This window comes from Candidatus Pseudomonas phytovorans (assembly GCA_029202525.1).
Lineage (GTDB): Bacteria > Pseudomonadota > Gammaproteobacteria > Pseudomonadales > Pseudomonadaceae > Aquipseudomonas > Aquipseudomonas phytovorans.
This window is the reverse complement of the sequence record CP119325.1, coordinates 84,237-97,702: the sequence shown is the minus strand read 5'-3', so window position 1 is coordinate 97,702 and position 13,466 is coordinate 84,237. Positions and strand designations below refer to the sequence as shown.

The 13,466-nt window shown below is 62.9% G+C and carries 13 protein-coding genes; 9 read left to right on the top strand and 4 right to left on the bottom strand.

Annotation, left to right across the window (positions count from 1 at the left end; genetic code table 11):
- The first annotated feature begins 365 nt into the window (after positions 1-365).
- Positions 366-884, top strand: a complete 519-nt coding sequence (locus tag P0Y58_00430) for a glycine cleavage system protein R (GenBank protein WEK30689.1) — start codon at positions 366-368, stop codon at positions 882-884.
- Positions 885-1,121: 237 nt separating this feature from the next.
- On the opposite strand, the gene rarD is transcribed toward P0Y58_00430, so the two are convergent.
- From rarD to P0Y58_00410, 4 genes are all read right to left on the bottom strand, one after another.
- Positions 1,122-2,009: an EamA family transporter RarD gene (gene rarD, locus P0Y58_00425; GenBank protein WEK30688.1), complete on the bottom strand. Its 888-nt coding sequence runs from the start codon at positions 2,007-2,009 to the stop codon at positions 1,122-1,124.
- Positions 2,010-2,073: 64 nt separating this feature from the next.
- Entirely contained in the window at positions 2,074-3,048 is a 975-nt protein-coding gene (locus tag P0Y58_00420; protein WEK30687.1) for a serine/threonine protein kinase, read from the bottom strand.
- Between the two features lie 163 nt (positions 3,049-3,211).
- Positions 3,212-3,976: a TOBE domain-containing protein gene (locus tag P0Y58_00415; protein WEK30686.1), complete on the bottom strand. Its 765-nt coding sequence runs from the start codon at positions 3,974-3,976 to the stop codon at positions 3,212-3,214.
- Positions 3,977-4,036: 60 nt separating this feature from the next.
- Positions 4,037-4,768, bottom strand: a complete 732-nt coding sequence (locus tag P0Y58_00410) for a ComF family protein (GenBank protein WEK30685.1) — start codon at positions 4,766-4,768, stop codon at positions 4,037-4,039.
- Between the two features lie 89 nt (positions 4,769-4,857).
- On the opposite strand from P0Y58_00410, the gene bioB reads away from it, so the two are divergent.
- From bioB to P0Y58_00370, 8 genes are all read left to right on the top strand, one after another.
- Positions 4,858-5,916, top strand: coding sequence for a biotin synthase BioB (gene bioB, locus P0Y58_00405; protein ID WEK30684.1), 1,059 nt, complete (start codon positions 4,858-4,860; stop codon positions 5,914-5,916).
- A 1-nt stretch (position 5,917) separates the two neighbouring features.
- Positions 5,918-7,090 (top strand): 8-amino-7-oxononanoate synthase, encoded by a 1,173-nt coding sequence (bioF, locus tag P0Y58_00400; GenBank protein ID WEK30683.1) that lies wholly within the window; start codon positions 5,918-5,920, stop codon positions 7,088-7,090.
- Positions 7,083-7,814, top strand: a complete 732-nt coding sequence (locus P0Y58_00395) for an alpha/beta fold hydrolase (protein WEK30682.1) — start codon at positions 7,083-7,085, stop codon at positions 7,812-7,814. Before bioF ends, P0Y58_00395 begins: the two co-directional genes overlap by 8 nt.
- Positions 7,807-8,622 (top strand): malonyl-ACP O-methyltransferase BioC, encoded by an 816-nt coding sequence (bioC, locus tag P0Y58_00390; protein ID WEK30681.1) that lies wholly within the window; start codon positions 7,807-7,809, stop codon positions 8,620-8,622. Before P0Y58_00395 ends, bioC begins: the two co-directional genes overlap by 8 nt.
- A 10-nt stretch (positions 8,623-8,632) precedes the next feature.
- Entirely contained in the window at positions 8,633-9,313 is a 681-nt protein-coding gene (gene bioD / locus P0Y58_00385) for a dethiobiotin synthase (protein WEK30680.1), read from the top strand.
- A gap of 212 nt (positions 9,314-9,525) precedes the next feature.
- Positions 9,526-9,822, top strand: a complete 297-nt coding sequence (locus tag P0Y58_00380; protein WEK30679.1) for a pyrroloquinoline quinone biosynthesis protein PqqE — start codon at positions 9,526-9,528, stop codon at positions 9,820-9,822.
- Between the two features lie 293 nt (positions 9,823-10,115).
- Positions 10,116-11,921, top strand: coding sequence for a phenylacyl-CoA dehydrogenase (locus tag P0Y58_00375; protein ID WEK30678.1), 1,806 nt, complete (start codon positions 10,116-10,118; stop codon positions 11,919-11,921).
- A gap of 146 nt (positions 11,922-12,067) precedes the next feature.
- The gene (locus tag P0Y58_00370; GenBank protein ID WEK30677.1) at positions 12,068-13,351 is read left to right on the top strand and encodes a GGDEF domain-containing protein; all 1,284 of its coding nucleotides are present in this window, start codon (positions 12,068-12,070) and stop codon (positions 13,349-13,351) included.
- Positions 13,352-13,466 lie beyond the last annotated feature (115 nt).

Below are 13,466 nucleotides of genomic sequence, written 5' to 3'. Positions count from 1 at the left end.
GGGGTGAGCCCGAGCGCGGCTGGGTGCAGCCTGCCAGACAGGCTGGCGGGCAGTGTGCGTATTTTCACAGGCGCCTTGGCAGACATCCAAACGACGTTTTGTAGTCCGCGCCACGGGATACTACATGAAGCAGTAGGCGGGGCAAAATCAGACTAAAAGCGCCGTTATGCGACCCGTTGGTCGCGTATGGTCACGCTGGGAGTGGGTATGTTCGCAAAAAACAGGGGGATTGTTCCAGATAAATCTTGAAACAGTACACGATTGGCTGTGCTGAATGCCCTGCGGCAGGTTGCCGCGCCTTGCCTATACTCAGTCGATCCCCCGATTTTCTGCCGCCCGGCGCGGTCCGACACGAGGAAGGGCTTGTGGATCATCTTGTACTGACTGTTATTGCCCCTGACAAGGCCGGCCAGGTCGAACGTATTGCCCAGTGCATTGCCGACCACAGCGGCAACTGGCTGGAAAGCCGGATGTCGCGCATGGCCGGGCAGTTTGCCGGTATCCTGAGGGTGGCGGTGCCTGCCGAGAATTACGCTGAACTTGTGGCGTCGTTGCAGGGTTTGGCGCGCCATGACATCCGCGTGTTGATTGCCGAGAGCGGGATCGAGCCGTCCTGTACCTGGAAGCCGATTGCCATGGAACTGGTGGGTAATGACCGCCCGGGCATTGTGCGTGACATTACTCGCTTGCTGGCTGAGTTGCAGGTGAACGTCGAGCGGTTTTCCACAGAAGTGCGGCCGGCGCCGATGAGCAGTGAGCCGCTGTTTCATGCCGATGCGTTGCTGGCGCTGCCGTTGACCTTGCCCCTGGATGAGCTGCAACAGCGGCTGGAGAGCCTGGCGGATGACTTGATGGTGGAGCTGCAGTTGCGGGCGGAGGATTGATTCGAGATCGCCAAGGGCCCCAGCGGTTATCCCGATATTGCGGGGAAGGCCCTGTGGATAACCTGGGGGCGTACCTCTCCAGGCCACACAATCCGCCACCTCCAGAGCTTTGATCAAAAAACACCCAAAAATCAGCGGCTTGTGCACAAAGCACGGGGATCAGGGTGTGGATAACCTATGGAGATGTCTCTGCAGGCCATGATTTACATGGCTTGCATGATTTTGATCATTTTTTAATCAGCTGCGCTTGCGCAAACTCAACCAGGCATCGACGCTGTAAATCGCCAAACCCGCCCAGATGAACATGAACGCCACCAAGGTACTCGGCGACAGGTGCTCATCGAACAACAGCACCGCTTGCAGCAGCACCAAAGTGGGTGCCAGGTACTGCAAGAAGCCCAGTGTGGTGTATGGCAAATGCCGCGCGGCAGCGTTGAAGCACACCAGCGGTACCAGCGTCACCGGCCCTGCTGCGATCAGCCACAGCGCTTCGCTGCTGGTATAGAACGCGCCTTGGGCACTCATCGCCGCTGGGTGAAGCAGCAGCCACCCAGCGGCCAGCGGCACCAGCATCCAGGTTTCCACCACCAGCCCCGGCAGTGCCGCCACCGGCGCCTGCTTGCGGATCAACCCATAGAAACCAAAGCTAAGCGCCAGCACCAACGATACCCACGGCAGGCTGCCCACTTGCCACACCTGCTGGGCCACGCCCACGGCAGCCATGCCCACCGCCAGCCATTGTAGGCGGCGAAGGCGTTCGCCAAGAATCAGCATGCCCAGCAGCACGTTGACCAACGGGTTGATGTAATAGCCCAGGCTGGCCTCAAGCATGCGGCCGTTGTTCACCGACCACACGTAGGTCAGCCAGTTGCCGGCGATCAGCGCCCCGCTCAGTGCCAGAATGCCCAGGCGGCGCGGATTGTCGCGCAGTTCTCGCCACCAGCCAGGGTGTTTCCACACCAGTAGCAGCAACGAGCCGAACAGTGCCGACCAGAGTATCCGGTGGACAATGATCTCCACTGCCGGGACGCTCTGGATCGCCTTGAAGTAAAGCGGGAACAGCCCCCAGATGATGTAGGCACTAAGGCCCAGTATGTACCCGCGACGCGGGTTTGCGGCGTGCATGCAGAATCCTTGCTTAGGTAGCTAAATAAAGCGACGCCTATTGTAGACAGAGGCAGGCGTGCTTCTAGAACAATTTCAGCGGTGCTTCATCCAGGGCTGCCATCTGTTCGCGCAGGGCGAGGATCTGGTCGCCCCAATAGCGTGGCTGGCCGAACCAGGGGAAGCTGGGCGGGAACGCCGGATCGTCCCAGCGCCGTGCCAGCCAGGCGCTGTAGTGCAGTTGGCGTAAGGCGCGCAGGGGTTCGATCAGCGCCAGTTCGCGAGGGTCGAAGTCGTGGAACTCGTTGTAGCCGTCGATCAGTTCGGCCAGTTGCCCCAGGCGCTCTTCGCGGCTGCCGGCCAGCATCATCCACAGGTCTTGCACCGCCGGGCCCATGCGGCAGTCGTCAAGGTCGACCACGTGATAAACCTCGTCGCGGTGCATCAGGTTGCCGGGGTGGAGGTCGCCGTGAAGGCGCATCACCTTGTGGGGGGTGCGGGCATAGGCGTCTTCGACACGCTTGAGCAGGTCGCGTGCCACGGACTCATACGCGGGCAGCAGCTCGCGTGGTACGAAGTTGCCTTCCAGCAGGGTGTTCAGCGAAGCATGGCCGAAGTTATCCACAGCCAGCGCTTCGCGGTGTTCGAAAGGGCGTGTGGCGCCCACGGCGTGCATGCGGCCGAGCAACTGGCCCAGGCGGTAGAGCTGGTCGAGGTTGCCCGGCTCAGGTGCGTGCCCGCCGCGACGGGGGAACAGGGTGAAGCGGAAGCCCTGGTGTTCGAACAAGGTACGGCCATCATGCTGCATTGGCGCTACTACCGGCACTTCACAGTCGGCGAGTTCGGCAGTGAAGGCGTGTTCTTCGAGGATGGCCGCATCGCTCCAGCGGCCTGGGCGGTAGAACTTGGCGATCAGCGGCTGAGCGTCTTCGATGCCCACCTGATAGACGCGGTTCTCGTAGCTGTTCAGTGCCAGCACCCGTGCATCGCTGAGAAAGCCGATGCTTTCCACGGCGTCCAGGACCAGGTCGGGGGTGAGGGTGGCGAACGGGTGGGACATGGGAACTCCGGGGGTAAGCTGCATGGCGCCCATGGTAGCGCGTTATGCCTGTGCCGGCCTCTTCGCGGGCTTGCCCGCTCCCTCAGGTATGGTGCACATGCTACGGGCGGCGCGGTGCCTGTGGGAGCGGGCAAGCCCGCGAACCGCGCAACGCGCGGCCAGGCTATGCAGGAATGCCGATCAACACATAGGACGGATGAAACTGCACCCGCACCGCACTGCCATCCATCACCCGCTGCCCAGCCAGCCAATCCGCCTCGGCAATGGCGCACAACGTCTGCCCATTGCCCAACGCCAGCCGGACCTCGCTGGGCCCGTCATCCTCTGCCAATACTTCTTCCACCGTTGCACTCAAGCAATTACTGCCCGCTTCGGCTTCTTCCCCTTCCGCCAGTATCCGCACCCAGCCTGCCTTGAGCAGTGCCACCACCATCGTCCCCAGCGTCAGCTCCAGCCGGGCGGTACTGTCGTGCGTGATCAGCGCATCAATTTCCAGCCCGCCGCCCAAGGCCAGGCTTACGCGGTCATACCGGCCCTCACGGCGCAAACCGCTGACCTGGCCCTGCAACTGGTTACGCGCGCTGGTACGCAGCATCAGCCTCCCGAGCAAGTCGAGATCGCTGGATTCTTCAGCAGCTTCGAGGATTTGCGCCTGCAGCGCCTGCAGTCGTTGATACAGGCGCAGCACTCGCTCGCCTTCCGCCGACAAGCGCGCACCGCCACCGCCACGCCCGCCCGTACTGCGCTCGACCAAGGGCTGGCTGGCCAGGTTGTTGAGCTCGTCGATGGCATCCCAGGCAGCTTTGTAACTGATCCCTGCGGCCTTGGCGGCGCGGGTGATCGAGCCTTGCTCGGCAATGTGCTGCAGCAACGCGATACGTTGCGGGCGCCGGGCGATGTGCTGGGTGAGGAGGGTGGGCAGTGGCATGGGCATCCGGTCAATGTCAGTGGCAGCAAATTGTAGAGTGTGAGGCAGCGGCCTGCAGCTTCATACATACCCCGGCTTTGGCGTGCGCGCCAGGCAATACACATCCACCCGCCGCGCACCGGCCTTGCGCAGCACCTCCGCGATTGCCCGCGCGGTGGCACCGGTGGTCAACACATCATCGACCATGGCGACATGTTTACCCGTCAGTTCGCCCGTGATCGCAAACGCCTGCCGCAAATTGCGCTGCCTTGCCCTGGCATCCAGCCGTTGCTGCGCAGGCGTGTCGCGGGTGCGCATCAGCAATCGTTCATCGCAAGGTAGCCCAAGCTGCGCAGACAGCCACCGCCCGAGCATCCCAGCCTGGTTGAACCCGCGATCGCGCAGTCGACCGCCAGCCAAGGGCACAGGCAACAGCAGGTCAGGCCGGGGTAGCCCTTCGGCAAAGCGATGCTGCAGCCCGTACCCCAGCAGCTCGGCCATCAGCCGCCCCAACGGCCACTGCCGGTTGTGCTTGAAGCGGCTGACCAGCGTGTCTACCGGAAAGCCGAATTGCCAGGGTGCAATCACCTGCTCGAACGGCGGCGAGCGGCGACAACACTGGGCGCAAGTCAGGCCAGCCATAGGCAACGGCAGGGCGCAGCGCAGGCACTGATCGCCTAGCCAGGGCAGCTCCTGCTCGCAGGCGATGCACATCGGGTAGGGCTGCAGGGCAGTTTCATCACACAATAAACACGACTGATTAATAATTGAGCGCTTGTAAACCAGTCGTTTTAAGTGAAGTTGACAGTTCATAGGCCTTCCCTGACTATGCGAGGTATCCGTGATGCGCTTGTGGGCTTTCCTGTCCCGGCGCCAGCTTCAGCCTAAACAAGGAAACGCCGATGAGCGCCAGCACAACTGCAACAACACGTCACGACTGGTCCCTGGCCGAGGTCAAGGCGCTGTTCCAGCAACCGTTCAATGACTTGCTGTTCCAGGCGCAGACTGTGCACCGCGCGCATTTCGACCCTAACCGGGTGCAGGTTTCGACCCTGCTGTCGATCAAGACCGGCGCCTGCCCGGAAGATTGCAAATATTGTCCACAGTCCGGCCACTACAACACCGGGCTGGAAAAACAGAAGTTGATGGAGGTGCAGAAGGTGCTGGAAGAAGCTGCCCGCGCCAAAGCCATCGGCTCTACCCGCTTCTGCATGGGCGCGGCCTGGAAACACCCGTCGGCCAAAGACATGCCCTACGTGCTGGAGATGGTCAAAGGCGTGAAAGCCATGGGCCTTGAAACCTGCATGACCCTCGGCAAGCTCGACGAGGACCAGACCAAGGCCTTGGCCCAGGCTGGCCTGGACTATTACAACCACAACCTCGACACCTCGCCGGAGTTCTACGGCAGCATCATCACCACCCGCACCTACAGCGAGCGCCTGCAGACCCTGGCCTACGTGCGTGATGCCGGGATGAAGATCTGCTCGGGCGGCATCCTGGGCATGGGCGAGTCGCTGGACGATCGCGCGGGCCTGTTGATCCAGCTGGCCAACCTGCCCGAGCACCCGGAGTCGGTGCCGATCAACATGCTGGTCAAGGTGGCTGGTACGCCGCTGGCCGAGGAAGAGGACGTTGACCCGTTCGATTTCATCCGCATGCTGGCCGTGGCCCGCCTGCTGATGCCCAAGTCGCACGTGCGTCTGTCTGCCGGCCGCGAGCAGATGAACGAACAGATGCAGGCTCTGGCCTTCATGGCGGGCGCCAACTCGATCTTCTATGGCGAAAAACTGCTGACCACCGCCAACCCGCAGGCCGACAAGGACATGCAACTGTTCGCACGCCTGGGCATCAAGCCCGAAGCGCGTGAAGAACACGCCGACGAAGTGCATCAGGCGGCCATCGAGCAGGCGTTGGTCGAACAGCGCAGCAGCGAGATGTTCTACAACGCTGCATCGGCCTGACATGGCCTTCGACCTGGCGGCGCGCCTGGCCGAACGGCGCGCCGCAGACCTGTATCGGCAGCGGCCACTGCTGGAAAGCCCGCAAGGGCCGGAAGTGGTGGTCGACGGCCAGCGTTTGCTGGCCTTCTGCAGCAATGACTACCTGGGCCTGGCCAATCACCCTGAGGTGATTGCCGCCTGGCAGGCTGGCGCCGAGCGCTGGGGTGTCGGTGGCGGTGCCTCGCACCTGGTGGTCGGCCACAGTACGCCGCACCACCAGGTTGAAGAGGTGCTGGCCGAACTCACCGGGCGCCCGCGCGCGCTGCTGTTCTCCACCGGCTACATGGCCAACCTCGGCGCCATCACCGCGCTGGTGGGGCAGGGCGACACAGTGCTGCAAGACCGCTTGAACCACGCCTCGCTGCTGGATGGCGGGTTGCTCAGTGGTGCCCGTTTCAACCGCTACCTGCACAACGACCCGGCCAGCCTGGCCAGCCGCCTGGACAAGGCTGTCGGCAATACCCTGGTGGTGACCGATGGCGTGTTCAGCATGGACGGCGACCTCGCCGACCTGCCGGCGCTGGCCGATGTCGCCCGCGCCCGCGGCGCCTGGCTGATGGTTGACGATGCCCATGGGCTGGGCACCCTCGGCGCTCAGGGCGGTGGCATCGTCGAGCACTTCGGGCTGGGCGTAGATGACGTGCCGGTGCTGATCGGCACGCTGGGCAAAGGTTGCGGTACCGCAGGTGCATTCGTGGCGGGCAGCGAAGAGCTGATCGAGGCGCTGGTGCAGTTCGCCCGCCCCTACATCTACACCACCAGCCAGCCACCGGCACTGGCCTGTGCCACGCTCAAGAGCCTGGGGTTGTTGCGCCGCGAAACCTGGCGCCGCGAGCATCTGGCAGCGTTGATTCGCCAGTTCCGCGAAGGTGCGCAGCAGATCGGACTAGAGCTGATGGACAGCCCGACCCCTATCCAGCCCATCGTGATCGGCGACAGTGCGCAGGCCATGCGCCTGTCGCGCATGTTGCGCGAACGCGGCTTGCTGGTGACGGCAATCCGCCCGCCCACCGTACCGGCTGGCAGCGCCCGCCTGCGGGTTACACTGAGTGCCGCGCACAGCGAGGCGCAGGTGCAGCTATTGTTGAATGCATTGGCCGAGTGTTATCCACAGTTGGAGACCGCCGATGCGTAATCGCCTTGTACTGCTGCCCGGCTGGGGCCTGGGCACTGCTTCTCTGGAGCCGCTGGCGGCCAGCCTGCGCGCCCAGGATGCCCGTTTGCACGTTGAGCTGATGCCCTTGCCGGAGCTGCCCGACAGTGATGTGCAGGCTTGGCTCGACCACCTCGACCGCAAGCTGCCGAGCGATGTCTGGCTGGGTGGCTGGTCGCTTGGCGGGATGTTGGCCAGTGCGCTGGCGCATAAACGCGGCGACCACTGCTGCGGCCTGCTGACCCTGGCCAGCAACCCCAGTTTCGTGGCGCGCCCGGACTGGCCCCACGGCATGGCCGAAGACACCTTCGGCACCTTCCTCGACGGCTGCCGCAGCCATGCCCAGGTCACCCTCAAGCGCTTCCGTACCTTGTGCAGTGATGGCGCCCTGCAGCCCCGCACGCTGTTACGTCAGCTGGGTGTCGGCGTGCCGGATACCGACCCGCTGTACTTGGCCACCGGCCTGGAAGTGCTGGCCAAGCTGGATACCCGTGAAGCGCTACAGGCCTATGGCGGCCCGCAGTTGCACCTGTTCGCCGGCAGCGATGCGCTGGTGCCGGCAGAGGCAGCAAAGGCGCTGAGCGAGCTGCTGCCCGATGTGGAAGTGGGCCTGGTCGAAGACAGTTCCCACGCGTTCCTGCTGGAGTACCCGCAGGAACTGGCGGCGGGCATCAAGAGTTTCCTGCATGAGAGTGGCGATGACTGACCTATCCCGTCCGACCCCAGGCGCGCTGCCCGACAAACGCCAGGTGGCGGCCTCGTTCTCCCGCGCTGCGGCCAGCTACGACAGCGTGGCGGCGTTGCAGCGCGCTGTAGGTTTGAACCTGCTGGAGCAGTTGCCGGCAGGCTTGCAGCCTTCGCAATGGCTGGACCTGGGCAGCGGGACCGGCCATTTCAGCCGCATACTGGCCGAGCGTTTTGCGCACGCCAGCGGCGTGGCGGTGGATATCGCCGAAGGCATGCTGCGCCATGCCCGCCATGAACAGGGCGGGGCGCAGTATCACGTGGCCGGCGACGCCGAACGCTTGCCGCTGCGTGATGCAAGCGTCGATCTGGTGTTCACCAGCCTGGCGGTGCAATGGTGCGACCAGTTCGCCAGTGTGTTGGCAGAAGCCCTGCGCGTGCTGCGTCCAGGTGGTGTGCTGGCCTTCAGCAGCCTGTGTGTGGGCACCCTCGATGAACTGCGCGCCAGCTGGCAGGCGGTGGATGGCCTGGTGCATGTGAACCGCTTCCGCCGGTTTGAGGATTACCAGCGCCTGTGTGCCGATAGCGGCCTTGAACAACTTGGTTTGCAGCGCTGCCCGCATGTGCTGCACTACCCGGATGTGCGCAGCCTGACCCATGAACTGAAGGCGCTGGGCGCACACAACCTCAACCCGGGTCGCCCCTCAGGCCTTACCGGCCGGGCTCGCATGCAGGGCCTGTTGCAGGCCTACGAAGCATTTCGCCAGCCCGAGGGGCTGCCAGCCACCTATCAGGTGGTCTATGGTGTGTTGCGCAAGCCACAGGCGTAAGGGGAGCGAGATGAGCCAGGCCTATTTCATTGCCGGTACCGATACCGATGTCGGCAAGACCACCATCGCCGCCGGGCTTTTGCATGCGGCGCGCTTGCAGGGCATGAGCACGTTGGGTGCCAAGCCGGTAGCCTCGGGTTGCACGATGACGGCTAAAGGGTTGCGCAACAGCGATGCCCAGGCGCTGATTGACGAAAGCACGATCAAGTTGCCCTACGAGCAGGTCAACCCGTTTGCCTTCGAGCCTGCGATTGCCCCGCATGTGGCGGCTCGCGAAGCGGGGGTGACGCTGGCGGTACCGGAGTTGCTGGCGGCGATGCGCAACGTGTTGCAACAAAATGCCGACTTCACTTTGGTAGAGGGGGCCGGTGGCTGGCGTGTGCCGTTGTCGGGGCTGGAGAACCTGTCTGACCTTGCCGTTGCCTTGCACCTACCGGTGATTCTGGTGGTAGGCGTACGGCTGGGCTGTATCAGCCATGCTTTGCTCAGCGCCGAGGCGATCGAACGTGACGGTTTGCAGTTGGCGGGGTGGGTGGCGAACATCATCGAGCCGCGGACCTCGCGGCTGGAAGAGAACCTGGCCAGCCTTGCCGAGCGTTTGCCGGCGCCTTGCCTGGGGCGGGTGCCCAAGCTGAAGCTGGCCAGTGCCGACATGGTGGCTGAGCATCTGCAGCTGGATTTGCTGGACTAGCCTTTTCCAGGCCGGGCCTCTTCGCGGGTATTGTGCAGTTCTCAGGAGCCGTGCGGTCCCTGTGGGAGCGGGCAAGCCCGCGAAGAGGCCGGTGCAGGAATACCCAAGGCCTATCGAATGGCACCATGCCATTAGGGATTTAAACGGGCCTTTTTGCGTCCAGCCTGCTTTAATTAGGGCTGTTCGTTATCCAGCGTCAATGGAGTCCTGACATGGAAATCACCGGTAGCTCCGCGTATTACGCGGGCCTGAGCGCAATCCAAACCGGCCAGAACCGCGTCGATCAGGCCGCCGGCCAGATCGCCAATACCAGCGCCGAACGTACCGCCACCAGCCAGTCCAGCGATTTTCAGGCGGAACGCCTGCGCGCGGTCGACCGCAGCCAGCAGATGGACCTGGCCACCAGCGTCGTGCAACAGGCGGTGGGCAAGACTGAAGTCGAGATTGGCGCAAAAGTCGTCAAGGCTTCCGACGAAATGCTCGGTCGGATCATCGACACCTACGCCTGATCGGGCGCCTACTCGAATTACACACACATATCCCCTGTGGGAGCGGGCATGCCCGCGAATGCGTCAGGTCAGGCACCTCTATTGCCTGGTCTGGCCTATTCGCGGGCATGCCCGCTCCCGCAGAGGAATGGTATTTTTCGGGTTTGGCGTAAACGCCATTTTTCGTGGCGTAAATGGCACCATAGTCCCTCCTTGACATAAGCCGGAGCTAAACGTAAGTTTCAAACAACTGTTTGATAGACGGCCGCCAAGAGCTGGTCACCCCCACAGAACTGACCCAGAGGTTCATCGCAATGCCTGATTACAAAGCCCCCTTGCGTGATATCCGCTTCGTTCGCGACGAGCTGCTTGGCTATGAGGCGCACTATCAGAGCCTGCCGGGCTGCCAGGACGCCACGCCCGACATGGTCGACGCGATCCTTGAAGAAGGTGCGAAGTTCTGTGAGCAGGTGCTCTCTCCGCTGAACCGCGTGGGTGACCAGGAAGGCTGCACCTGGAGCGAGTCGGGCGTAAAAACCCCGACCGGTTTCAAAGAGGCATATCAGCAGTTCGTCGAAGGCGGCTGGCCAAGCCTGGCACATGACGTCGAGCACGGTGGCCAAGGCTTGCCGGAGTCGCTGGGCCTGGCCCTGAGCGAAATGGTCGGCGGCTCGAACTGGTCGTGGGGTATGTACCCAGGCCTGTCGCACGGCGCGATGAACACTATCTCTGCGCACGGTACTGCCGAGCAGCAACACACCTACCTGACCAAGCTGGTGTCCGGCGAGTGGACCGGCACCATGTGCCTGACCGAGCCGCACTGCGGCACCGACCTGGGCATGCTGCGTACCAAGGCCGAACCACAGGCTGACGGCAGCTACAAAGTGTCGGGCACCAAGATTTTCATCTCGGCCGGTGAGCACGACATGGCCGACAACATCGTCCATATCGTCCTGGCCCGCCTGCCGGATGCACCGGCCGGTACCAAGGGTATTTCGCTGTTCATCGTGCCGAAGTTCCTGCCCAACGCCGAAGGCGGTGTGGGTGAGCGCAATGGTGTGAGCTGCGGCTCCCTTGAGCACAAGATGGGCATCCATGGTAACGCCACCTGCGTGATGAACTTCGACGCCGCTACCGGCTACCTGATCGGCCCGGCCAACAAAGGCCTGAACTGCATGTTCACCTTCATGAACACTGCTCGCCTGGGCACCGCGCTGCAGGGCCTGGCCCACGCCGAAGTTGGCTTCCAGGGTGGCCTGAAGTACGCCCGCGAGCGTCTGCAGATGCGTTCTTTGACTGGCCCGAAAGCACCGGACAAGGCCGCTGACCCGATCATCGTCCACCCGGACGTGCGTCGCATGCTGCTGACCATGAAGGCCTTCGCTGAAGGTAACCGCGCGATGGTGTACTTCACTGCCAAGCAGGTGGACATCGTCAAGTACAGCCAGGACGAAGAAGAACGCAAGAAAGCCGACGCCCTGCTGGCGTTCCTGACCCCGATCGCCAAGGCGTTCATGACCGAAGTCGGCTTCGAGGCCGCCAACCACGGTGTGCAGATTTACGGTGGCCACGGCTTCATCGCCGAGTGGGGCATGGAGCAGAACGTGCGCGACAGCCGTATCTCCATGCTGTACGAAGGCACCACCGGGATTCAGGCCCTAGACCTGCTTGGCCGTAAAGTGCTGATGACCCAGGGCGAAGCACTGAAGGGCTTCACCAAGATCGTGCACAAGTTCTGCCAGGCGCAGGAAGGTAACGAAACGCTCAAGGAATTCGTCGAACCACTGGCGGCGATCAACAAAGAGTGGGGCGAGCTGACCATGAAAGTGGGCATGGCCGCCATGAAGGACCGTGAGGAAGTCGGTGCAGCCTCGGTCGATTACCTGATGTACTCCGGCTACGCCTGCCTGGCCTACTTCTGGGCCGACATCGCCCGCCTGGCGGCCGAAAAACTGGCCGCCGGCACCAGCGAAGAGGCGTTCTACACCGCCAAGCTGCAGACTGCGCGCTTCTACTTCCAGCGCATCCTGCCGCGCACCCGTACCCATGTGGTGACCATGCTGTCGGGTGCCAACAACCTGATGGCGATGGACGAAGAGCACTTCGGCCTGTCGTACTGATCCACCCGCTGTAGCCAAACCCGCCTGCCTTCACCGGCAGGCGGGTTTTTACATTCTGAATCCAGCCCACACTCAACTGTTCATGTGCACTGCCGATGAAGTAAGGGCACAATGCCACTATTGATCTGCCGGGTTGGAGATTACCCTTGTTTCGTCTTAATGCTGTTCGCGCAAGCCACTTCCTGCCTTCGCTGTTCCTGTTGCTGGCAGGGCTCGCCGCAGCCTATGTGAGAGACCTCAGTGTCTTCTTCACATCGCTGTTCAATGTTCTGCCCACCCTGGTCCTGTTGCTGGGCGGCGCCTACTGCGCGGTGTACCGTCGTCAGCGTGAGCTGTTCATGATGCTCACGGTGTACATCGCCTACTACCTGCTCGACACCCAGACCGACTTCTATCGTGACCATGGCCGCGTGCGCGAGGACGCGGCAGTGATCTTCCACCTGGTATGCCTGCTGCTGCCCGCCCTGTTCGGGCTGTACGGCGCCTGGCAGGAACGCACCCACCTGCTGCAGGACATGGTCGCCCGCGGCGCTGTGTTGTTCGCGGTGGGCAGCGTGGCGGTAGCCCTCGAACAAAGCTACCCCGAGGCGTTGCTGAGCTGGCTGGCGGAAATCCGCTGGCCAGCCTTGCATGGCCAGTGGATGAGCCTGATCCAGATGGTCTACCCCTTGTTCATGGGCGTGTTCATCCTGCTGGTGGTGCAATACCTGCGCGCACCACGGCCGCTGCACGCCGCGTTGATAACAGGCTTGCTGGGCATTTTCTGGATGCTGCCGCAAACGTTCATTCTGCCGTTCACCCTGAACATCATGTGCAGCCAGGTGATGCTGATGATCGCTGCCGCGGTGGCGCACGAGGCCTACCAGATGGCCTTCCGTGACGAGTTGACCGGCCTGCCCGGGCGCCGCGCGCTGAACGAGCGCATGCAGCGCCTGGGGCGCAATTATGTGATCGCGATGACCGATGTCGACCATTTCAAGAAATTCAACGATACCCACGGGCACGATGTGGGCGACCAGGTGTTGCGCCTGGTCGCCAGCCGCTTGTCCAAGGTGACCGGCGGTGGCCGCGCGTATCGCTATGGCGGTGAGGAGTTCGCCCTGGTGTTCGCCGGCAAGACAGCCGAGGAATGTGTGCCCCACGTAGAGGCGGTGCGAGAAGTGATCGCCAACTATGTCATGCACCTGCGCGACCAGAGCAGCCGCCCGCAGGACGACACAAGCGGGCGCCAGCGACGGGCGGGCAGCGGCGGCGGAACGGTGTCGGTCACCATCAGCATCGGCGTGGCCGAGCGCCAGGTTGACCACCGAAACCCCGAGGCGGTGCTGAAATCTGCTGACCAGGCGCTGTATAGCGCCAAAAGCGCGGGGCGCAATTGTGTCATGGTGCATGGGCAACAATCGCAGCGAGGAGCAGTGCGGATGGCGTGACCGAACAAGACTACATGGTCAGGTGATGACCCTATGTCTCGTAAAAGTTGTTCGGTTACACTGCCATTAACCCCAGTGTCGCGGTTCCCTGAGACCGCCCCGACCCGACTAGCGA

Excerpts from the sequence above, each read along its gene's own strand:
- rarD (WEK30688.1), bottom strand. The coding sequence starts at position 2,009 with ATGCACGCCGCAAACCCGCGTCGCGGGTACATACTGGGCCTTAGTGCC.
- P0Y58_00420 (WEK30687.1), bottom strand. The coding sequence starts at position 3,048 with ATGTCCCACCCGTTCGCCACCCTCACCCCCGACCTGGTCCTGGACGCC.
- P0Y58_00415 (WEK30686.1), bottom strand. The coding sequence starts at position 3,976 with ATGCCACTGCCCACCCTCCTCACCCAGCACATCGCCCGGCGCCCGCAA.
- P0Y58_00410 (WEK30685.1), bottom strand. The coding sequence starts at position 4,768 with ATGAACTGTCAACTTCACTTAAAACGACTGGTTTACAAGCGCTCAATT.
- bioB (WEK30684.1), top strand. The coding sequence starts at position 4,858 with ATGAGCGCCAGCACAACTGCAACAACACGTCACGACTGGTCCCTGGCC.
- bioF (WEK30683.1), top strand. The coding sequence starts at position 5,918 with ATGGCCTTCGACCTGGCGGCGCGCCTGGCCGAACGGCGCGCCGCAGAC.
- P0Y58_00395 (WEK30682.1), top strand. The coding sequence starts at position 7,083 with ATGCGTAATCGCCTTGTACTGCTGCCCGGCTGGGGCCTGGGCACTGCT.
- bioC (WEK30681.1), top strand. The coding sequence starts at position 7,807 with ATGACTGACCTATCCCGTCCGACCCCAGGCGCGCTGCCCGACAAACGC.
- bioD (WEK30680.1), top strand. The coding sequence starts at position 8,633 with ATGAGCCAGGCCTATTTCATTGCCGGTACCGATACCGATGTCGGCAAG.
- P0Y58_00380 (WEK30679.1), top strand. The coding sequence starts at position 9,526 with ATGGAAATCACCGGTAGCTCCGCGTATTACGCGGGCCTGAGCGCAATC.
- P0Y58_00375 (WEK30678.1), top strand. The coding sequence starts at position 10,116 with ATGCCTGATTACAAAGCCCCCTTGCGTGATATCCGCTTCGTTCGCGAC.